Here is a 21,359-nt window from a genome sequence, read left to right as displayed (position 1 = left end):
TCCTCTCTGAAAAATAAATGTTTTTATTGCTTATTATCCGCACCCAAAAAGTTGCATTTATAAGTTGAACTCAAGATATATAATCATTTCAGCACCATCCTGAACGTGGTTCCTTTCCCAAGCTCCGATTCCTTCACAAAAATCTTTCCTTTGTGGTATTCCTCCACAATCCGCTTCACAAGCGACAGGCCAAGTCCCCAACCACGCTCCTTGGTGGTGAATCCGGGATAAAAAAGGGTTTTGAACTGTGATTTCGGGACACCTTTTCCAGTATCGGAAATATCCAAAAGCACCTTTCCCCGCCTTTCGGAAATATGGAACAAAACCGTTCCCTCGCCGCCCATGGCATCCACCGCATTTTTCAACAGGTTCTCGATCACCCAATCGAAAAGCGGCTCGCTCACGGTAACCGTCACCCCATGTTCGGGAAAATCCAGATCGATCCGCACTTTATCGGAAATCCGCTTTTCCATATAACCTAACGATCGGCGGACAACCTCGCGCAAATCTGCCTGCCGGAGATCCGTGGCGGAACCGATCTTCGAGAAACGCCGGGCAATCATCTCCAAGCGATGCACGTCCTTGTCGATTTCGGACAATAGAGCGGGATCGATATCTTTCAGCTTCAAAAACTCGATCCACGCGACCAACGATGAAATCGGCGTTCCCAACTGGTGTGCCGTCTCCTTGGACAATCCCACCCACACCCGGTTCTGCTGCGCTTTCAACGAATTGCGAAGGGCGAAGAACACCAGCGCGATGAAAAATGCTATCACCGCCAGCTGCACATAGGGAAAAACCTGCAACTGCTTGAGCGTGTAGGAATCATCGTAATAAAGAGATTGATTGAGTTCGGTGAGTTCAATGGCATTTCGTTTTTTGGAAAATGCCTCCATTTTCTTTTGAAGAAACCTGTCCCGCCCTTTGTCGGGAAGTTTGATGTTGTTGACAATGAAACTTCGGTTCGATTTGTCGTACAAAATAACCGGAATGGTGGTGTTGCCCTGCAAGATCCGCAACACAAGGTTCATGTCGCTGTTATCGGTTTCGGTGGCGAGATGCTCGGTGGCTTTTGCCCAGATTTCAATCTTGTTGCGCTCCTCGATGGTCAGTTCCCGCACCAATTTGTTGGAGAACAACAAAGAAGCCAATGCAATGGCCACTGCAAAAGCAACAAAACCGTACTTGATCCATTGATGAGAATTGAAATCAATCATGCCGACATATCCGTTTAATCCGCATGCAAAGTAACGAAAAAAGCGGGGATTTATTGAACAAAAGTGATTTTTAAATTTATTAAGGTAAATATCTATAACAAACATTTGATTCATTGCCTGCATATGATATTTAATCGTACATTTGTGTTCGTACACGTAAAAACATTTGCAAGTCATGAGAAAATTACTCCTCTTCTTATCCGCAATCGTCGTTTCGATGATGATCAGCGCGCAAGATCGACCCGATCCGCAACCGGCTGCCGACACCTACGAGAAATTCAAGGTGGGAATGGCGGGTTATACTTTCGTGAATTTCGATTTGGACAAGACCTTGCAGACATTGGAAAAATGCGATGTCCACTACCTCTGCATCAAGGATTTTCATCTGCCGTTCAACAGCACCGACCAACAGATTGCCGATTTCCACGAGAAATTGAAATCGAAGGGAGTTACCGGTTATGCCGTGGGACCGATTTACATGAAAACGGAGCAGGAAATCGACAACGCATTCGAGTATGCCAAACGGGTTGGAGTGAAGCTGATCGTCGGCGTTCCAAACTACGACCTGCTTCCTTATCTGGATAAAAAGGTGAAGGAATACGATTTCAATTACGCCATCCACCTGCACGGCCCCGACATGCCGCTCTATCCCGATGCCGACGACGTTTGGGAAAACGTGAAGGATTTGGACCCGCGCATCGGCATGTGCCTGGATATCGGTCATGACAGACGCAACGGAAAAGACCCGGTCGCCGATTTGGAGAAATACATCTCTCGCGTGTTCGACATTCACCTGAAAGATGTCACCGGAGCTTCAAAAGCGGGATATTCGGTTGAGGTCGGCCGGGGAATCCTTGATATCCCCGGATTCGTGAGGATGCTCCGAAAAACCGGCTACGACGGCGTCGTCAGTTTGGAGCACGAACGCAACATGAAGGATCCGTTCATCGGAATTGCCGAATCCATCGGTTATTTCAGGGGCGTGGTAGCCACAACGAGCGACAGACAAAAATAAAAGATAATTTCATTCTCTCTTTATCTCGAAAGGGTTTGTGTTCCGATGCGAATGCAATCCCTTTTTTTTATGACATTTGACTCGGATGCCCACTTGAGGTGGAGGTCGGGAGTTGAAAAATATTCAGAACGCATCCAGGCGTGACTCTCTTCCTGATTCCGGCTCTTGACGCGGCGTTCTTGACAACCATCTGCACGGACTTTGCCGAATATGGGCCGCCCCACTGCCCTTCAAACAGATATACATCGGGCTTATGCAGGATGTAACAGGTGCGAAGATCAGTCAGAATGGATTCCGGGAGCGTCACAACCCTGTCTTTGTTCCCCTTGGACTTGACGATGCGGATCAGCATCCTGGCAGAATCAATATCGGCTATCTCCAGATTGATCAGTTCGCTCAATCGCAGCCCCGATCCATAAAGCATTTTGATCATGCAACGGTGCTTGATGTTTTCGGTGCCGTCGATGATCCTTTTCACTTCATCTATATTCAGACAATTGGGCAACGCAAAGGTCCTCCTCGACGGATAAAGGTGTTTTATCTTTAACTCCCTGCCATAAATCGACTTGTAGAACTTGTCGATCGACGCCACTATCATGCGCTGGTGAGAACTGCCGATCCTGTGCCTCTCGATTTTCCACAGCACATATTTCTCAACCGCCAACTCGTCGATTTCAGCCGGATGCGAGAATTTCCTTTTCGCAAGATCAAGGAAGCTCCTCGCGCTGCTTTTGTAGTTAGCGATCGAGTTCGCACTGTAGCGCTGCAAGACGAGCTTCCGCTCAAATTCAAGTATCAATCTGTCAACATCCATGCCTCCGGTTATAAGTGTGAGTGGCAAAGATAACAAAACATTCGTAAATGCAAAATAATTCTATGTTTATTTTCGTGCTTATCCTTCTCTCTATCAATATCATATCAAGGAGTTCCACTTTTACTCACAAATCGGTTTACGAATGTTATATGGTTTGTATTTACGAATGTTGTATATTTGTTGCGTAAATAAGACGTTGTACGACATAGTAAAACCGAACCAAACAAAATGAAAGTCAGAGAAGAAAAGTTAAGAACAATTATAGAATGGTCGGAGAAAAACGAAGATGTAAGAGTTCTTCTTCTGACAAGTTCACTTGTAAATCCTTTAGCACTTGTTGACGAATTTAGTGATTTAGACATTGAATTTGTTTTTGAGGATAATACAAATTACATTTCAGACAAAAGCTGGACGCTTAAATTCGGAAATCCAATTGCTATGATTGAAGAAGACGAAAGTTGTTTTAACCATAAACACGCAATGAAAATGCTACTTTATGAAGACGGTGTGAAAGTAGATTTTAAACTTTACAGCAAATCAAAATTTATAAAGGAAACGCAAGAGAAAGAATTACCAGAAGATTGGGATATTGGTTATAAAATTTTAATTGATAAAGATGGTATTACAAAGCAAATGCTGAAACCAACTTATCAAATTTCCATTATCAAAAAACCGTCTGAAAAAGAGTTTCAAAATCTAATAAACGATTTTTGGTGGGACACAACTTACGTGGCAAAGTGTCTTGTGAGAGATGAAATATTCTATGCGAAATTTATGTCGGAAACCGTTATTCGCACAGAATATTTAATTCCTTTAATTGAATGGCACATTGCAAGTGAACACAATTGGAACATAACGACCAATAAATATGGACGGCTTTTCAAAAAGTATCTTAACCAGGAAATGTGGGCTAAAACAGAACAAACATTTTCAGGGAGCGATATAAAGGAAAATTGGACTGCTCTATTTTCAATGACTGATTTAGTTTCAGAAATAGGAACTGAATTGTCAAAAAAATTAGAGTACAAATACCCGGATAAATTAGAAAATGACATACGAAAATATTTAGCTGGACTAAAACCCAAAACATAACTACGTCGTACAACATCGTATTGGCAATAGGCGGGCTGAACGGCTTCGTATCAACGGAAGTGCAAAATTCAACTTCTGTTCTTCGATTAAAGTTCAGTGCTAAAAATCCCGCCCATCGCCAATACGCGGCACGTTACCTGCAAGCATAAAAAACCAAACCGTAAATTCAAGAAACTAATGAAATCAAAAAGTTTATTTTCTTTTATTGTAACACTTTTCCTTATTTATGGATGTTCGTCTAACAGACAAGCAGATGGAAAATCAAATATTTTGGCTAAGAACGACATAAATATACGGGGCGACTTCCAAAATTATTTTGACAGTTGCGGAGTTGAAGGCACAATTGCTATTTATGACATTAGAAATGATAAATGGATTGTATCGGACACAGTTGGATTAGAAATTGAAACGCTTCCAGCATCTACATTCAAGATTATAAATTTATTGATTGCTCTTGAAACTAATACTATCAAAGATGAAAACGAAATAATAAAATGGGTTGGTAGTACAGATACAGTTAAGTATGGTTATAGACCCGAAATTTATCACGATATGCCAGTCAAAGAAGCCTTTGAATTATCAGCAGGTTGGGTTTTTGTAGAACTTGCAAAGAAAATCGGAAAAGATACCTATAGAAAACACCTCGCAGAGAGCAAGTATGGAAACAATAATTTATCCCAAACTGAAGCCGATTTTTGGAATTTTGGAGACTTTGCAATTTCGCCTAAAAATCAGGTCGAATTTGTAAAATCTTTTTATGAAGAAAAATTACCCTTTTCTAAGCGAAATATTGACATTGTTAAAAACGTAATGATTACGGAACAAAATGAAGAATATACTATAAGGGCTAAGACAGGTTGGACAAGGGAAAATAACATCAATACAGGTTGGTGGACAGGGTACATTGAGACCAAAAATGGGACTTATATTTTTGCAACAAGACTTTTACAAGACAGAAAAATGAAAAGGTCTGATTTCGGAAGTTGCAGAAAAGAAATTACCAAAAAAGTATTTAAAGACTTGAATATAATTTAAAAGAATGCCAGCAGGTAACAGGCGTTTGGCTCAATGGCGGGTGACGTGGTTAATTGAACATTCTACCTCGCATCAACTTTTGTGGTGTATTGACAGTTTTGTGCTCCAAAATCCGCCACTGCGCCAAGCGCCAAACCGTTATGCGGCAGCTTAAAAAAAGACGACACCAAACCAAAAAAATCATCTTGACAACCACCCGACTTTGAACTACGAAGGATGAAATTTTTCAGGGACAACTTCCAGCATTTCCAAAAAACAGTTTAACCATTGACTTGGAGACAAACAAACAATTTGAGCATTAAGGTTTAAACCGAATTTTTCCGAAATTGACCTGACCTGACTTTTCCTGAAAATCGACTTTAAAGCTGTTTTTACAGATAAATCAGGTTTCTCTAACAGACAGGAAATAAATGCTAAGTATTTGGCTTTAAACTTAAAATCAAAAAATAAGTGTTTTCTTTTAATGTTTAACAGGGCTGATTTGACAGTTGGCGGTGGCAAGAAACTTTCAGGACCTACCTCATAGACAAGTTTCAAATCAAAAAAAGTATGATAGAAAACGGTATATGGATTGTAAAGCTTCCTCGAAAATAACTTTTGTGTAGGTTCTAATTGAAGGACAATGGAACCTCCCAGAAAATTTCCAAGACTCTCAAACATCAGGATTTTGAAAATATCGGAAGTAATGCCATAAGGAATATTTGACACCACTTTGAAAGGAAATTTCGGAACTGCAAAATTCCTAAAATCACAACCGACAACTTGAACATTTCGGGCATCAGAAAATAATTTTCGTAAATGTTCAACCAAAGCTGTGTCGTTTTCAATAGCAACAACATTGTTGGCGATTTTTAATAAATGAACAGTAAGAAACCCCTTGCCTGCCCCAATATCTAAAACCGTATCCTGATTACTTATATTTGCTTGTCTTATTGCATCTTTTATTAGCACTTTATCAATAGTAAAGTGCTGACCCGTAAAACGAACGGGCAATTTCTTTTTTGTCATTAGTAACTTCTTACAGAGTTGTTAATGTATGGCATTAGGCTTAGGCCAAGTTTAGTCAATGAATATTCAACCCTTGGGGGTACTTCTCCATAAACAATTCGTTTGATTATACCATCTGTTTCAAGATTTTTTAGGGTATCAGATAATACTTTGGGGGAAATGTCAGGAATAGCTTTCTGAATCTGATTGAAACGCGTACACTCGTTTTCAGACAGAATACATAATATAATTACAGGCCATTTTCCTGAAAATCGTGATATGATATTTCTTATTGGACATTCATCCAAGTTCGAATATTTTTTTAGATTTTCTTTTAACTCTATCTTGCTCATACTCAAAAAAACTATTCAAAAAGTAACCAGCTTACAATTAAGTAACCTCTTGTTTTATATGTATTTACATATTAACTTTGCACTATCAAAAAGATAGTTATTATCAAATGCAAAGATACTGTTTAATTTAAATTATCGCAATTATGAGTCTATTAAAATTAATGCCGGCGATAAATTCGCCCATGTTTCTGTTGGGAATCTGCAGCACTTTGAAGGGAAACAATTTGTAAAAGAAGCAACTGAGGCCAATTCCTGTGAAATCTCATTTGGCTCTCTCCCTTCAGGAGAATCTGTTCCGTTCTTCCATACCCATGAGAATAACGAAGAGAACTATATTATTCTTTCCGGTTCAGGGAAGTTTCAGGTAAATGATTCTGTTTTTGATATTTCCGAAGGTTCGGTGGTTCGTGTTTCAACACACTGTGACCGTTGCTTGAAATGTACCTCAGATGCACCAATGCTATATCTCTGTATTCAAGCCAAAGAAAACAGTCTCGGAGGTTACACATTGGACGATGCAGCCATTACCGAGCGAGTGAGCCTTCTATAGGGATGCTAAGTCAGTTTCATTTATTATTTGCTATACTATGAGCTGATAAAAATAAAAGGGTATTGAACTTATGTCGATACCCTTTTTTATTTTTGACTAAAAAAACTAAACTAAGCTAAGCAGAATTTATATATAAGGTGCAAATTACAGAAGTAATTTACTTGTCTGTTAGAAAGGATTCTTGTTTTAGTTGAGTCAAATCCATTCCACCTTTTTCATGCAGTACGTTCCATACGGCATCTGCATGTGTGCCAATCAAACTAATGTCCATATTGAAGATGTATTCTAAAAACGATGCAAAGGTAGTGCTTTTCGTGCTGATTTACAAGCAAAAAACGGGGTTGTTTGATGTTTGTTTGAAGTACATTGCGTATCTTTGTGCGTTTTTAAAGAATCTAGAAATGACGAAAGCAGAATTATGTAAGAGTATATCCGCAAAGACCGGATGTGATGCCCAAACCGTACTGGCAGTAGTGGAGAGTTTGATGGTGGAAGTGAAGGAATCGCTGGAAAAGGGAGAGAATGTTTATCTACGTGGCTTCGGCAGTTTTATTGTGAAGCAGCGTGCGGAAAAGACGGCGCGTAACATCTCCAAGAATACCACCGTGATTGTGCCGGCTCACAACATCCCGGCATTCAAACCTGCCAAAGAATTTGTGAAGCTGGTGAGCAAACTGGAGGATTAATGGCTGTTTGCAAAGGATAACCATAAAAGCGAGTCAGAAAACGGCTCTCTTTTATGGTTTTTTCTTACATGGGCATTTGCACTACTTTATTTCAACAGCTTCCAGTAGCCGGCTTTGGTCGGACCAATATGCTCTACAACATGTTTCAATTCTTCGATGTCGCGATGAATGGTACGCGCATTGACACCTAACTTGTCTGCCATTTCCTCCATTGTAATCCTCGAATTCTTCCTGATCAACGAGACTATCGCTTGATGGCGCTTATTCTTTTTAGAATTTTCTTTCTTGTCTGTCGGCTTTTCAAGAGAAATATTCAAATCGTCTTCATCGTTAGTGGAAATGGTTTCTTGGGACATTTGTCCGTTTCTTGGGACATTTTCCGCAGTTTCTTGGGACATTTTCTCATTTCTTGGGACATTTTCCACGGTTTCTTGGGACATTTCCATATAGGTAATGGAAAAGATGAACTGCGAGCCGTTGACGATTTCCACTTTGTAGTCGGGATAGTACAAGGGGGCATAGCGCAAGATATTACGGGTACCGGAGCCCATATCTTCCACCCAGGACAACTCATGGAACACGCGCACCAGCAGCGGATTCTTGGTGTAGTTGCTCAATTCCTGCAGTGTGAGTTCGCCTTCGGGAATCTCCGGAAGCAGACGAGTGGGGTTCTTCGTGATTACCCGGTCTTTGAACACATGATAGAAGCAGGCATAACCTGTACTGAAATCACTGTGTACGCAAAGGTTGGCCACAATTTCACGGAAGAGGTCCCAGCGCAGGTCTTCCCGTTGGGTAGTCCCTTCTGGCAAGTAGAACTTGTTCGGCAGGTAGCGTTCCGTAAACTGCGTCAGTCGGTCATAGACCTTGATCAGGTTACAGCGCATGGTGATGCGATCGTCGTACCGACTGGGGAAACGCTTGATGTCATTGTATTCCTCGTAGGTACACATGTGAAACAGCGCCTCGAAGCGGTAACGGGGCATATACTCTTCAATGGCTTCTTCCTTGCCAAACAGAATGAGTGCAGCATACTTCAACTTCAGTTTTCCGGTTTCCCTTTCTTTCTTGGCCAGACGGGTATGAAGCAGTATATCTTCATCTGTCAGCTGCAGCCAGGGATGGTTCGGCTTGATGACTGCCAGGATATTACGGCAATACTGGAAAGTATCACTGTCCAGATCTTCCAGTGTCAGTTCTTCTACAATCCTTTCTTCAAAAAGATGCGGATTCTTTCGTTCAAAGAGCGAAAGCAGCAATTCCGGCTGGTCGGTCACATCAATGTCTGCATCTCCATTGCGGTCCCAGTATTTCCCCTTGTAGCGGTAAACGTATTGTCCGCAAGGAATGTCCAGATACAGGACCACCTTCCCCTCAACGGTCAGTATTTGCGGTGTGAAGTAGGGACAGGGCAAGAACAAATCCGGATTCTTGATGGCGGTAATGATATTCCCCTGCAGGGTGGTAGCCTTGTCTGGATTTACTCCGGCAATCTCACCATTATCCTTGACTCCCACCAGAATGTGGCCACCACTATGGTTCAGAAAGGAGCAGACGGTTTCATACAATGAATCAGAAATCTGTTCATAGCATGTCTTGTATTCTATTTGAACATTCTCTCCAGCTTGGGAGAGCTTGATAAATTGGTCTTCTCTCATGAGGTTCGGTAACTTGTTTACAGATATATATATTGCATGGTCCTATCATTGAGGCCCAAGATACAAAGATAATTCTATTCCCTGAATCTTCGAAATAAAACGGTCTTTATATCATGGGGGTTAATCCTATCAGTTATCTTATATCTCGGAATCATCTTCACTGTTTTCCGTAATCACTTCCGTTTCCAGATCCAGTCCGAACATCTCCTTGAGTTGCAGGTAGTCGAAGCAAAGCGCTTTGGGGCGGTTCACCTTCGGACTCTGGATAACCTTTCCGTCTTTCACAACCGTCACGCAATCCGGGTTACCACTGGGCAGCAGGATGTAGAAGCGGTCCTGCTTGGTGCCCAGAAAGGCCGGATGGGATTTGAGGTATGACAGAACGGTGGACCAGGACGAACGGTTGGCCGTGATGTTCTGGGTGGAGTTCCGGCTGCTGAACAGCGAAGAGATGGCTGCCATGTTCAGGTAGAGTATCGGACGGGCTTCCATGAACTCCATATCTTCCTTGACATTCATCGGACGGAACTTCTTGAGATAGCGGATGTTGAAGTGTACTTTTTCTGTACACTTTCCGATGGACTGCCAGCCCTGGAGCATGTTCCAGAAGTCGGCCACTTCGGAACTTTCCTGGGCCAGTTCGTTCTGGTTGCGCATGCCGTTGACCGTGGTTTCCAGCATCTGGGCGTAACTAAAGGGAAGATGCAAGGCGGATTCCAGCGTGCGCAGTGTGGCCAACGGAATAATCCAGTTTCCGAAGATACGGTCATGGATGCCTTCCTGTTCCATCTGGATGGCAAGTTCCCGCTTGGTGAGGGAATACATGTCGGGAAAGTTCTTCTCAAACAGCTCCCGATGTTTCAGAATGTCGAGGGTCAAGTGGGTCAGGCCCAGGTTGCAGATGGACTGCAGTTCCTCGTAATGCTTTTTCTCCAGGACGCTGAACGAGGTCTTGGTGTAAGCCAGGAAAAGAACACGGGTATAGAGCGCCATATCCTGCGTCGGCTTTTCCTGCCCGCAGATGACGACTCCCGTGCTGACGATGGTCTGAGAGGCCATGCCGTCCGTGTTGGTGTTCTTCTTGGTCTGGCCGCCACCGCCCCAAAGACCTTTGAGGAAAGCAATCTTGCGCACATCGAGGTCGTTCTTGTATTCGTCAAAAACAACCAGGGTGTTGACCGCCTGCGATACCCGGTCGTTCATGGCCGGAACGGAGGCCACACCCATGTTGGGCGGTTCCACGTCATGGAGGAAGAAGGCCTGCAGGCTGGTGGCCAGCGTGGTCTTACCGGTACCTTTCTCACCGAACAGGTTCAGGATGGGGAAATGCCGGGTGCGTTTATAGACCACGTCCCGGAAGAGGGTGGCAATTAGGTAGCCGAAAGCGATGCGGGAATTGTTGCCAAAGACTTCCGTCAGCTTTTCCACGAAAGAGCGGAGAAGCACGCCGTTGCTCTTTCGGTGCACCATCAGTCGTTCAAATTGGTAGATTTCCGCATTGTCCCGGTAGATTTTAGAAGTGGCGGGAATGTAATAGGCATGGTGGCTGTCATCCTGGATGATGCCCATTTCGTCGGCTTCATGAAAGACACCGTGCTGAAAGATGCCGTTGCCGAACGCAAAGAACTCCTTGCTCTCGTTCCATCCGAGCTTGCGGATTCGCTCGGCCGTCTGGGTGCGGGCATACAGGAACTCCTTGACGTTGTTGAGTTTGTCTATCTTGCCCAGCCATACGTAATTGCCGACCGAACCTATCTTCTGCTGGAAGTTGGAGATGGAGCACATTTCGGATTCTTTCAACTCGATGATGCAGCTGTCCCGAAAGGAATTGAACAGCCGGAACAGGCGGACACCGTTGCATTCGTCATGGATGTGGAACAGGGGTTCCATCCGAAAGTTGGAAAGGCGGATGGGGTCTTCATCATCCTTGCCCAGGCAATAGTAGCAGTTGTTGCGGACAAACAGGTTGAGCTGCCGGAGTGCATCGGTCTCTTCCTGCTGTTTGTCCATCATGGTCGGCTGCTTGGCCCTCTTGGCCTGGTTGCGGGCCTGTGTCACGGCATCCTTCCACAGGCGGGCTTTGCCGTAAATCTTACTCAGCTGCTCGATGCACTGCTCATATACGAACTGGTCCTTTACATAACGCAACAAGTCCGCAATCTGATTGACGCAATTGATTTCCCTGAGCAGTGAACTGGCCGTGGCAAACTGCTTCTCTGCCAGCCAGACGATAAAATGCTTTTCCCTCAGGTTGCGGTAGATTTCTTCGCTCAGAATGTAGCTGTCTGCATCATTCTTGACAAGCACTTCCCGTTGAGCATCTTTTGGAATAGCCCCTTCGTACTTTTCCTGCAGTTCTTCTTCCGTCAGTTCCCGGGTACCGAAGGGCAATTCCTTGACTGTGGCATGGAATCCTTTTCGGATGGCCAGTGTGCCGCATTCCATCACAGCCTTGAATCCGGGACCATATTGGCCTTCCGGAGCCACATCAGAGTCAGGAATGAAACAGAGGGAGGACTTGTAGCGCTTGAGCAGGTTCAGCTGGTTCTCGTTCCAGCTGGTACCCAAAGAGGCCACCGTGTTCTCCAGACCGATGGATTGCAAGCGCAACGCATCAGGAGCGCCTTCCACGATGATGAAATTCTCTGCATCCCTCAATCGAAAGGCGCGGTCGATGCCAAACAGGGTTTCTCCCTTGGTGTAGAGCACGCTGGTGGCGGAATTGATGTACTTGGGGGCATTCGGATTGGCACCGATGTAACGGGCCGTATAGGCAATGATGCGTCCCCACCGGTTCCGTATCGGAATCATGATCCGTTCGCGGAACATGGAGTAACTGGTGCCGTCCTCCTTCCGTTTGAGCATGCCCAGTTCAAACAGCAGTTCCTCTTTCAATCCTTTCTGCTGACAGAAATCGCGGAAGGCGTTGCTGTCTTTCGGGGCATATCCTAATCCGGCCTCTGAGCAAAAGTCTTCCGGCCAGCGGTTGTAGGCATAACACCGGGCATTCCGTGAATCCTCCGTAGTTGCCAGACGAAGGCTGTCCACAAAGAAGGTCTGGAGTATATCCAGTGTAGCCAGAAGGGATTCCTTGTGTTTCTGTTCGGCTACGGCTTCCCCGCTTTGTTCCTCTTCCTTTTCATAATCTACCGGGATTCCGTGCTGCTTGGCCAGAAAATGCACCGCATCGGTGAAGGAGAGGTTTTCTTTCTCCATGATAAACCGGATGCCATCGCCTCCCCGGTTGCAGCCGAAGCAGTGGTACAGGTTCTTGGACAGATTCAACGAGAATGAAGGGGTTTTCTCCGAATGGAACGGACATAGCCCTTTCATGTTGAGTCTGCCGTCACGCGATAGCTTCACGTACGGCTCTACAATGGACTCGATGGGCAATTCCCTGACTTTATCAAGTGTGCCTTCGCTAATCATAGCATGCGGAGTTTGAACCAGCAGTCCAGAATGGATTGCCCAGTGTATTTCAGACGATGGGGATTGTCCGGATTGATGGGCTGTATGTGGCCGTTCATCCGGTATTTACGGAGCGTTTTGTAGCTGACCTCCAAGGCAGCACAAGTCCTTTTGACGGTATAGACACCATGAGGGTCTACTGATGGCTTTGTCTCATTCATTTTTCTTAAAAAACGAGGAGAATACCTACAACATGGCAATCAGATGATAGAATTTCATGGCTATTTCTCTTACTTTCTCATGTCTTTTGGCAGTCTCTTGTACCTACTAATCTATTTCTATGTTCCGTAAGACTACAACTATACTGATGGAACAAAAAAGGTTTATGTATAGTTCAGTTTGATTGCATTGATAACCTTTTCCCTCTTTGTTGATGCTGTTTAGTTCTTATTTTGTATGCTTTACCGTCTTTTTAATACTGGTAATGGATGAAAGAGGCGGGCTTTCAAAGTAATCCTGGGTGGTCTTCTGCAGCATACGAAGGTCGGCGGTCTTGTATTCTACCTTCCCCGGACGCTTGTAGCATACCACCTTTCCCTGACGTCTCCATCGATCTACGTTTCGTCTTCCAAAGAGCTTGTAGGCCTTTCTCTGACTGATGAATTCAGGGTCGTCGTGCGTGTCTTTTAGCGCCTGAACTAGTTTGTTAACCAGGTCATTCAGAAACACATCGTAAGGGACTTCGTGGTCTATAAATTGTATCGAAAACATAATTTTGATAGTTTGGTTCTATAATATGCGTTTCACCTTGATGATGTGGTTTATCCGATCGGTCTTGGTGGTGTATTGACGACTCATGATGGCGCCCAGTTCGGATGCCTGAGTTCGTACACTTTTTAGTTTCTCAATGGGGAAGGAGATTTCGTCACCTACGTTAAGAGCGATGAGCGACGGACGGATTTTTGCCGAAATTTCTACCATAAATCTTGATTATTTAATGATTAATGATTAACTTTGCACTCAAATAATGAGAGCTTTATGCTCGCAAAATAACAAAATAGTGTTTATATAGCCAATATTTGAATGATATTATTTTGATTGAAGCTTAAAATTTAACTATAGACCATGGAAGTTGCAGTAAAAAGTGTGCATATAGGCGAGGCAATAGAGAAACGCCGGCTGGAACTTGACATCAGTAAGTCCGAACTCGGACGTAGAATTGGTGTCTCCCAGCAGCATGTCAACAGAATATTGAAAAGAGATACGATGGAGAGTAAGAAGCTGGTAGACCTATGTCATGCCCTGGACTTTAACTTTTTCACTTTGTTCTGTGAAGTGCCCCCTCAGATCTCGGCTTATCTCGCTGCCGTAACGCTTCATGGTGATGCCAACAATTTTATAGGTGATGCGCAGTTAATCGCTGAGCTGACCGCAGAGCGAGCTAAGGCTGCACAAGCAGAAGAGCGAGTAGCGGAATTGACCGAGAAAGTGGAAATGCAAAAAGAGTATATAGAATCCTTAAAGAATAATTTAGAGGATAAGAATGCTATCATTGAGCTTTTGCGCAAAGGCCAACAATGATGCTACCTTATTATATAATAGTGGTATTTTACATGTTGTTTTAGACTTGGTTTGCTTTTAAGTTGAACCAGTCTCGGTAATTTACTGATAATCATAATATGATTGCTGCCGCAGTTGCTGCAAAAATGCTTGCAAATAGGTTTTTTTGACAAGAAAATTCAACGGGTTTCTTTTCAGTTTTCCAATGAGTTTGAATTTGCTGAAAATCAAAAGCGTTTTAGAGCGGCACAAGCCGCGGTCGAGGAATAATCTCAACAAAATCAAGGCTTCTTGAAAAGTGTTTGCGATAAGTTTTCCAAGCATAGCTAACCTTGCTGATTTTGAGAAGCTTTTCCGAGCCGCTCAGGCTGCCATTGAAGGCTGATTTCAATAATACTGAATAATGACATTTATGGGCTGCATGCTTTACTTGGTAATGGCATGCGGCCTATTTTGTTGGAAAAAACTGTAGTTTCTATTAATTTATTTGTATTTTCTTTAGTATATTTGCTTCCCATAATTTTATAGTTTCCAATAAGCAAGCAAAAAACGATGATATTGACAATTACGGCAGCATACGATGTTTGGACGAATGACTTCTATCAGAATAATGAAGCATTGGTATATAGTTTTGGGATAATTGTCATTCTGCTTTTGGTCATCATGATAATCATTTCCATCAGCAAGAGCAAAAGGTTGAAGACGTTGCAGCGCATCAATGAGGTTGCCGAAGAATCCAACCAGCTGAAGAATGCTTTCATCGCTAATATGACTCACGAAATTCGTACTCCTTTGAATGCCATTGTAGGCTTTACAACTATGCTTGCCGAAATGGATGATCTGGACAGAGAAACCCGTATGGCTTTTCTGAAGGAGATTAATGATAACAAGGACTCGCTGCTGCAACTGGTCAATGACTTGCTGGACTACTCGAAGATTGAGGCAAATACTCTGGAATATAACGATGGAGAAGTGGATGTAAACGCGCTGATTGATGAAGTCTGTACGACGGAGAATATGCGCTCGCATCCCACGGGCATTCAGGTGGAGTTTGTAGAACGGTTGCCTCAATGCCGTTTGGTGGTGGACCGCGTGCGTTTTGCCCAAGTCATAGGTAACTTGGTGAGGAACGCCTTGAAGTTTACGGAGATGGGCAGTGTGAAAATCGGTTGCAGGAGATTGAGCAACCATAACTTCTATTTTTATGTGGCAGATACAGGCTGTGGTATCGATGAAGTGGGAAGACATGCCATCTTTGAACGGTTTGTGAAGATGAACTACAATATCAAAGGTACGGGGTTGGGGCTTTCCATCACCAAATCTATTGTGGAGCACTATGGGGGAGGTATCGGTGTGGAGTCTAAGAAAGGGGAAGGCTCCACCTTCTATTTCACGTTGCCTGCCGGTATTGAATACAAAGAGTACGGTAAATTTTGATTTGCCAGTCCAAGAAGGCTCAATCAGCCATTTTCTTCAACTTCTTGAAGTGGCGGATTACTTCCAGATAATCGCGGTCGGTGCAGGCATTGAATTTATTCCATAAGTCACCCATTACAACGGCACCACCGAATCCGTAATCCTTAATCTCCAGTATGTTGTCGGGAGTAATGCCTCCCAAAGCCATGACTCTACTGTCTATGACCTTACTTTTTCCTGCTTGCCGCAACTCTTCGGCTGTGAAGCCGGACGTGACTCCGGACTTTGTGATGCAATTATATATCGGGCTTAGGAACAGATAGTCATAGAAATGCTTCTTGTTCTGCACTTCGTCCAGTGAATGGCAGGTGCAACTGATGTGGCCCGAATAGTCGTGGGGCTCTTTGGGATTGCGGGTGTTTAGATGAATCCCCATCAGGCTGAACTCTTCCTGCAGGTAGAAGTGCTCATGGGTAATGATGCGCTTATGGTATTTTTCGGGTATCAGCGTTAAAAGCCGTTCTGAATACATGGCGGGAGTTTCCGGCTTCCTCAGATGTAGAATATCCAGCCCCTCTTCGAATAGTGCCGTGATAATCTTGTCTTCTTCCACAAAAAATGTGGGTGCTGTTACTACGATGAGTTTCATTTCTTTTGTTTAACTTTTAAGTTTAGCAAAGTTAATGAATACTTATGGTAGAAGCCAAAGAATTTCTTTAAAATATGTTAGATGGCTATTTTAAACAAGAAAACGCATTCTTGAACCTTAGTTGCTCAAGAATGCGTCATTAACATGTTTAGTGGGACCTTGTTACTTATTTCAGTCTTTTACCTACTACATCCCAGTCGATGATGCTCCACAGTTCGTTCACATGGTCGGCACGGCGGTTCTGGTAATCAAGATAGTAGGCATGTTCCCACACGTCGAATCCGAGTAGCGGAACAAGACCGGCGCGTACCGGATTGCTACCGTTGGCTTCTTTGGTGATGTGGAGTTTGCCGTTCTTGTCGGCAGACAACCAAGCCCATCCGGAGCCGAACAAGCCGACAGCTGCCGCGTTGAATTCCTTCTTGAAATTCTCAAAGCTGCCGAAGTCGCGTTTGATGGCTTCTGCCAGCTTGCCGGTAGGCTCGCTGTGGGCAGGCTTCGGAGCAAACTGTAAGAAGTATAATGTGTGGTTCAACACTTGTCCTGCATTGTTGAAGATGGCACCGTCCGGTGCTGTGGCAACAATGGTTACCAGGTCTTTGCCTTCAAATTCCGTTCCCGGAACGAGGTTGTTGAGGTTGTTCACATAGGTTTGCAGATGTTTACCGTAGTGGTAATCTATGGTTTGCTGACTGATTACAGGTTCCAGTGCATTGTTGGTGTAGGGAAGTTTTGGCATTTCGTAAGTCATAACTGTTATCATTAAAATCGTTAATATTGTATTCATAAGTTTCAATTATTTAATTTTGGAACTTTACTATATAAACACTATAACCTATAGAAATGTTCGTACGTCTCCGAAGCTTTTTTTATCTTTGCCTCCGTAAAAACAAAGGAAGAAAAAATATCATCATTTTAAGATTATACGGATATGCCCGATTATATAGAGGAACTGAACGAAGGACAACGGAACGCGGTGTTATACAATGACGGTCCGTCACTGGTGATAGCCGGTGCCGGTTCGGGAAAGACGCGCGTGCTGACCTACAAGATTGCTTATCTGCTGGAGAATGGCTACCAGCCTTGGAACATTCTGGCATTGACCTTTACCAACAAGGCGGCGCGCGAAATGAAGGAGCGTATAGCCCGTCAGGTGGGGCCGGAGAGGGCGCGCCATCTGTGGATGGGAACCTTTCACTCCATGTTCCTGCGCATTCTGCATGTCGAGGCCGGGTATATCGGCTTCACTTCGCAGTTTACCATTTACGATACGGCAGACAGTAAAAGCTTGATACGTTCCATTATCAAGGAAATGGGGCTGGATGAGAAAGTGTACAAGCCGGGGATGGTGCAGGCGCGTATCTCGAATGCCAAGAATCATCTGGTTTCTCCGGCAGGCTATGCCAACAACAAGGAGGCTTACGAAGGAGACCGTGCAGCCAAGGTTCCGGCGCTTCGCGACATCTACCAGAGATATTGGGAGCGTTGCCGGCAGGCAGATGCGATGGACTTCGACGATTTGCTGTTCTACACATTCCTGCTGTTCCGGGACCACCCCGAGGTGTTGGCGCGTTATCAGGACCAGTTCCGTTACATTCTGGTAGATGAGTATCAGGATACCAATTTTGCACAGCACAGCATCGTGCTGCAACTTGCCAAGAACCATCAGCATGTCTGTGTGGTGGGGGATGATGCACAGAGTATCTACTCCTTCCGTGGTGCCGATATTGACAATATTCTCTACTTTACGAAAGTATATCCCGATACGAAGGTCTTCAAGCTGGAGCAGAATTACCGTTCCACCCAGACCATTGTCCGCGCGGCCAACAGCCTGATAGAAAAGAACCAGTGGCAGATACGCAAGGAAGTGTTCTCGGAAAAGGAGAAGGGAGAGGCCATTGGTGTGTACCAGGCATACAGTGATGTGGAAGAAGGGGATATTGTGGTGAATAAGATAGCTGAACTGCGGCGTGAAAAGCGCTATGCCTACTCTGATTTTGCGATACTCTACCGTACCAATGCGCAGAGCCGTATCTTTGAGGAAGCCATGCGCAAACGCAGTATGCCTTACCGTATTTACGGAGGCTTGTCGTTCTATCAACGCAAGGAAATCAAAGATGTAATCGCTTACTTCCGTCTGATAGTGAATCCCAATGATGAAGAGGCTTTCAAGCGTATTATCAATTATCCTGCGCGTGGTATCGGAGATACGACAGTGGGAAAAATCATTGCTGCCGCCACCGGGCACAATGTAAGTTTGTGGACCGTGCTTTGTGAGCCGTTGGCGTATGGCTTGAACTTCAATAAAGGTACGGTGGGAAAGTTGCAGGCATTCCGCGAACTTATATCCGCCTTTATCACAGATGCTGCGGAGAAGAATGCCTACGAGATCGGTGCCGACATTATTCGCCAATCGGGCATCATCAATGATGTGTGTCAGGACAACTCTCCCGAGAATCTGAGCCGTAAGGAGAATATAGAGGAGCTGGTGAACGGTATGAGTGATTTTTGTGCCCAACGGCAGGAGGAAGGAAACCCGAACGTGTTGTTGGGTGACTTCCTTTCGGAAGTTTCCCTTCTTACCGACCAGGATTCGGATAAGGATGGGGACGATGAGAAGATAACCCTGATGACTGTACATTCGGCCAAGGGATTGGAGTTCAAGAATGTGTTTGTAGTGGGGATGGAGGAGAATCTTTTTCCCAGCAGCATGGTGGGTGACTCTCCCCGGGCATTGGAGGAAGAACGGCGGCTGTTCTATGTAGCCATCACACGTGCCGAAGAACACTGTTTCCTATCGTATGCAAAGACGCGTTTCCGGTACGGTAAGATGGAGTTTGGCAGTCCCAGCCGTTTTCTGAAGGATATAGACGTACGGTTCCTGCGCCTGCCTCAGGATGCGGGAATGTTCCGCAGGGTAGAGGAGGAAGCTGCCGTTTTCCGCAGGGAGAACGCCAGAGGCTTTGCGCCTGATAAGGAAGATGCTCCGTATGGAGGAAAAGAGCGTGTGTCTGTACGGCCGAAGCAGCAGATTATTGCGCCGACCGTTCCACGTAACCTGAAACGGGTGGCGCCTTCTGCAAATACGGCAAGTACATCGCCTTCTGCCGGCGCGTCTGCCAACCGTGTACAGCAGGGACAACTGATAGAGCACGAACGTTTCGGCCTGGGTGAAGTTTTGAAAGTGGAGGGCGAAGGAGACAATGCGAAAGCCACCATCCGCTTCAAGAATGCGGGAGACAAACAACTTTTGCTGCGCTTCGCGCGTTTCAAAGTTATAGGGTGATGAATATTGTTTACAAAAGAATGACTTTGCAGAAGGGCGGCATCTGTTTTACTAAATATTCCCCGGAGAATTACTAAAATGAGGAGGACGATTTAGTAAATCTTCTCCGAAGTTTTACTAAATCGTTGGAGAGGGCTTGTCAACCCCTTGCGGCGTGTTTATTAGGATGGAATCATAAATGGTAAAAAAAATATATATAAAATGACAAATAAAGACTTTTCCCTTTTCCCTTCTCCCTGCTATATTATGGAAGAAGGATTGCTGAGAAAGAACCTCGCACTGATAAAAAGTGTGGCCGACCGCGCAGGTGTGGAGATAATCCTCGCTTTCAAATCATTTGCCATGTGGCGTTCCTTTCCCATTTTCAGGGAGTATATAGACCACTCTACGGCAAGTTCCGTCTACGAAGCCCGTCTGGCATTGGAGGAGTTCGGAAGTAAGGCACATACGTACTCGCCTGCCTATACCGAGGTCGATTTTCCGGAGATAATGCGGTGCAGCAGCCATATTACTTTCAATTCGCTTTCGCAGTTCCACCGCTTTTATCCGGTAGTGGTGGCGGAGGGAAGCGGCATTTCCTGCGGTATCCGTATCAATCCTGAATACTCTGAGGTGGAAACGGAGCTTTATAATCCCTGCGCACCCGGTACTCGCTTCGGTGTAATGGCCGACCAGCTTCCCGAAGAACTTCCGGCGGGTATTGAAGGTTTTCACTGTCATTGTCACTGCGAGTCTTCTTCCTACGAGCTGGAACACACATTGGAGCACTTGGAAGGAAAATTCTCCCGCTGGTTCTCACAGATTAAGTGGTTGAATTTAGGAGGCGGGCATCTGATGACGCGTAAGGATTATGATGTAGAGCATCTTGTCCGTCTGTTGCAGGGCTTGAAGGGGCGCTATCCACATCTTCAAATCATTCTTGAGCCCGGTTCCGCTTTTACTTGGCAGACCGGTGTGCTGAGCTCGGAGATAGTGGACATCGTGGAAAACCGCGGCATTCGTACCGCCATTCTCAACGTTAGCTTTACGTGCCACATGCCGGATTGTCTGGAGATGCCCTATCAGCCTGCAGTGCGTGGAGCGGAGATGGGCGATGCGGGCCCTTACGTCTATCGCCTTGGAGGAAACTCCTGCTTGAGCGGCGACTATATGGGACTGTGGAGTTTCGACCATGAGCTGCAGATAGGGGAGAGAATCGTCTTTGAGGACATGATACATTACACCACTGTAAAGACGAATATGTTCAATGGAATTCACCATCCGGCCATTGCAATGTGGACAAAAGAAGGAAAAGCTGAAGTTTTCAAGCAATTTTCTTATGAAGATTATCGTGGGCGAATGAGTTGATAATCAAAAGTCTGCTTGTATGCCTGGCGAAAATGTACACTTTTCTGTGTGAAAAAAGTCTGCGGAATGTTTGCAGGTTTAAGGAAAATATCTACCTTTGCATCCGCAATCGCGGAAATAGCTCAGTTGGTAGAGCATAACCTTGCCAAGGTTAGGGTCGCGAGTTCGAGTCTCGTTTTCCGCTCAACGCAGTTTAGATTGCAATTACCTATGCCCAGGTGGCGGAATTGGTAGACGCGCACGTTTCAGGTGCGTGTGTCGAGAGGCATGCAGGTTCGAGTCCTGT

Annotated in this window: 20 protein-coding genes and 1 tRNA gene; 10 read left to right on the top strand and 11 right to left on the bottom strand. The window is 44.8% G+C overall.

Annotated features, from left to right (window positions below):
• Positions 1–83: 83 nt before the first annotated feature.
• Positions 84–1,217, bottom strand: coding sequence for a PAS domain-containing sensor histidine kinase (locus tag ACESTD_RS17660; RefSeq protein WP_018452643.1), 1,134 nt, complete (start codon positions 1,215–1,217; stop codon positions 84–86).
• 217 nt (positions 1,218–1,434) lie between these two features.
• Between ACESTD_RS17660 and ACESTD_RS17655 the strand changes: the two genes are divergently transcribed.
• A complete protein-coding gene (locus ACESTD_RS17655) occupies positions 1,435–2,232 on the top strand; it encodes a sugar phosphate isomerase/epimerase (protein ID WP_270530567.1) in 798 nt (265 codons plus the stop codon).
• A gap of 67 nt (positions 2,233–2,299) precedes the next feature.
• On the opposite strand, the gene ACESTD_RS17650 is transcribed toward ACESTD_RS17655, so the two are convergent.
• On the bottom strand, positions 2,300–3,046 hold the full coding sequence (locus ACESTD_RS17650; protein ID WP_005938300.1) for a tyrosine-type recombinase/integrase: 747 nt from the start codon (positions 3,044–3,046) through the stop codon (positions 2,300–2,302).
• Positions 3,047–3,274: 228 nt separating this feature from the next.
• Between ACESTD_RS17650 and ACESTD_RS17645 the strand changes: the two genes are divergently transcribed.
• Positions 3,275–4,138 carry an aminoglycoside 6-adenylyltransferase AadS gene (locus ACESTD_RS17645; protein WP_003013318.1) on the top strand — a complete coding sequence of 288 codons (864 nt, stop codon included), beginning with the start codon at positions 3,275–3,277 and terminating at the stop codon, positions 4,136–4,138.
• A gap of 177 nt (positions 4,139–4,315) precedes the next feature.
• Positions 4,316–5,173, top strand: a complete 858-nt coding sequence (locus ACESTD_RS17640) for a penicillin-binding transpeptidase domain-containing protein (protein WP_005938297.1) — start codon at positions 4,316–4,318, stop codon at positions 5,171–5,173.
• A 207-nt stretch (positions 5,174–5,380) separates the two neighbouring features.
• On the opposite strand, the gene erm(F) is transcribed toward ACESTD_RS17640, so the two are convergent.
• Complete coding sequence (gene erm(F), locus ACESTD_RS17635) at positions 5,381–6,181, bottom strand: 23S rRNA (adenine(2058)-N(6))-methyltransferase Erm(F) (protein ID WP_002682030.1); 801 nt, start codon at positions 6,179–6,181, stop codon at positions 5,381–5,383.
• On the bottom strand, positions 6,181–6,513 hold the full coding sequence (locus tag ACESTD_RS17630; RefSeq protein ID WP_373154097.1) for a winged helix-turn-helix transcriptional regulator: 333 nt from the start codon (positions 6,511–6,513) through the stop codon (positions 6,181–6,183). The genes erm(F) and ACESTD_RS17630 overlap by 1 nt, the downstream gene beginning before the upstream one ends.
• Positions 6,514–6,628: 115 nt before the next feature.
• Here ACESTD_RS17630 and ACESTD_RS17625 point away from each other — a divergent pair, with 115 nt between their 5' ends.
• Both ACESTD_RS17625 and ACESTD_RS17620 read left to right on the top strand, forming a co-directional pair.
• On the top strand, positions 6,629–7,063 hold the full coding sequence (locus tag ACESTD_RS17625; protein WP_306669588.1) for a cupin domain-containing protein: 435 nt from the start codon (positions 6,629–6,631) through the stop codon (positions 7,061–7,063).
• A 401-nt stretch (positions 7,064–7,464) separates the two neighbouring features.
• Positions 7,465–7,749, top strand: coding sequence for an HU family DNA-binding protein (locus ACESTD_RS17620; RefSeq protein WP_025066952.1), 285 nt, complete (start codon positions 7,465–7,467; stop codon positions 7,747–7,749).
• Between the two features lie 86 nt (positions 7,750–7,835).
• Here the strand turns inward: ACESTD_RS17620 and ACESTD_RS17615 are convergent, their stop codons facing one another.
• The 5 genes from ACESTD_RS17615 to ACESTD_RS17595 all read right to left on the bottom strand — a co-directional run bounded on the left by ACESTD_RS17615 (position 7,836) and on the right by ACESTD_RS17595 (position 13,796).
• On the bottom strand, positions 7,836–9,407 hold the full coding sequence (locus tag ACESTD_RS17615) for an RNA-binding domain-containing protein (protein WP_005938281.1): 1,572 nt from the start codon (positions 9,405–9,407) through the stop codon (positions 7,836–7,838).
• Between the two features lie 138 nt (positions 9,408–9,545).
• Positions 9,546–12,836 (bottom strand): DNA primase, encoded by a 3,291-nt coding sequence (locus ACESTD_RS17610; protein ID WP_005938279.1) that lies wholly within the window; start codon positions 12,834–12,836, stop codon positions 9,546–9,548.
• Complete coding sequence (locus ACESTD_RS17605; RefSeq protein WP_005938277.1) at positions 12,833–13,036, bottom strand: hypothetical protein; 204 nt, start codon at positions 13,034–13,036, stop codon at positions 12,833–12,835. The genes ACESTD_RS17610 and ACESTD_RS17605 overlap by 4 nt, the downstream gene beginning before the upstream one ends.
• A 226-nt stretch (positions 13,037–13,262) precedes the next feature.
• Positions 13,263–13,586: a hypothetical protein gene (locus tag ACESTD_RS17600; RefSeq protein WP_005938274.1), complete on the bottom strand. Its 324-nt coding sequence runs from the start codon at positions 13,584–13,586 to the stop codon at positions 13,263–13,265.
• An 18-nt stretch (positions 13,587–13,604) separates the two neighbouring features.
• A complete protein-coding gene (locus ACESTD_RS17595) occupies positions 13,605–13,796 on the bottom strand; it encodes a hypothetical protein (RefSeq protein ID WP_005938271.1) in 192 nt (63 codons plus the stop codon).
• 144 nt (positions 13,797–13,940) lie between these two features.
• Between ACESTD_RS17595 and ACESTD_RS17590 the strand changes: the two genes are divergently transcribed.
• Positions 13,941–14,396 (top strand): helix-turn-helix domain-containing protein, encoded by a 456-nt coding sequence (locus tag ACESTD_RS17590; protein WP_005938268.1) that lies wholly within the window; start codon positions 13,941–13,943, stop codon positions 14,394–14,396.
• Positions 14,397–14,927: 531 nt separating this feature from the next.
• On the top strand, positions 14,928–15,812 hold the full coding sequence (locus ACESTD_RS17585; protein ID WP_005836513.1) for a sensor histidine kinase KdpD: 885 nt from the start codon (positions 14,928–14,930) through the stop codon (positions 15,810–15,812).
• Positions 15,813–15,831: 19 nt separating this feature from the next.
• Here the strand turns inward: ACESTD_RS17585 and ACESTD_RS17580 are convergent, their stop codons facing one another.
• On the bottom strand, positions 15,832–16,440 hold the full coding sequence (locus tag ACESTD_RS17580) for a thiamine phosphate synthase (RefSeq protein WP_005836515.1): 609 nt from the start codon (positions 16,438–16,440) through the stop codon (positions 15,832–15,834).
• Between the two features lie 166 nt (positions 16,441–16,606).
• Complete coding sequence (locus ACESTD_RS17575; RefSeq protein WP_005828364.1) at positions 16,607–17,227, bottom strand: superoxide dismutase; 621 nt, start codon at positions 17,225–17,227, stop codon at positions 16,607–16,609.
• Positions 17,228–17,371: 144 nt separating this feature from the next.
• Between ACESTD_RS17575 and ACESTD_RS17570 the strand changes: the two genes are divergently transcribed.
• The 3 genes from ACESTD_RS17570 to ACESTD_RS17560 all read left to right on the top strand — a co-directional run bounded on the left by ACESTD_RS17570 (position 17,372) and on the right by ACESTD_RS17560 (position 21,257).
• Positions 17,372–19,726, top strand: coding sequence for an ATP-dependent helicase (locus ACESTD_RS17570; protein ID WP_098032643.1), 2,355 nt, complete (start codon positions 17,372–17,374; stop codon positions 19,724–19,726).
• Positions 19,727–19,927: 201 nt separating this feature from the next.
• Positions 19,928–21,073 carry a carboxynorspermidine decarboxylase gene (gene nspC / locus ACESTD_RS17565; protein ID WP_005836519.1) on the top strand — a complete coding sequence of 382 codons (1,146 nt, stop codon included), beginning with the start codon at positions 19,928–19,930 and terminating at the stop codon, positions 21,071–21,073.
• A 111-nt stretch (positions 21,074–21,184) separates the two neighbouring features.
• Positions 21,185–21,257 (top strand) — tRNA-Gly (locus ACESTD_RS17560).
• The last annotated feature ends 102 nt before the right edge of the window (positions 21,258–21,359 follow it).

This window comes from Bacteroides sp. AR20 (assembly GCF_964250605.1).
GTDB classification, from domain to species: Bacteria; Bacteroidota; Bacteroidia; order Bacteroidales; family Bacteroidaceae; genus Bacteroides; species Bacteroides uniformis.
Note: the sequence above shows the minus strand (reverse complement) of the source record. Positions and strands in the feature narration are given on the sequence as shown.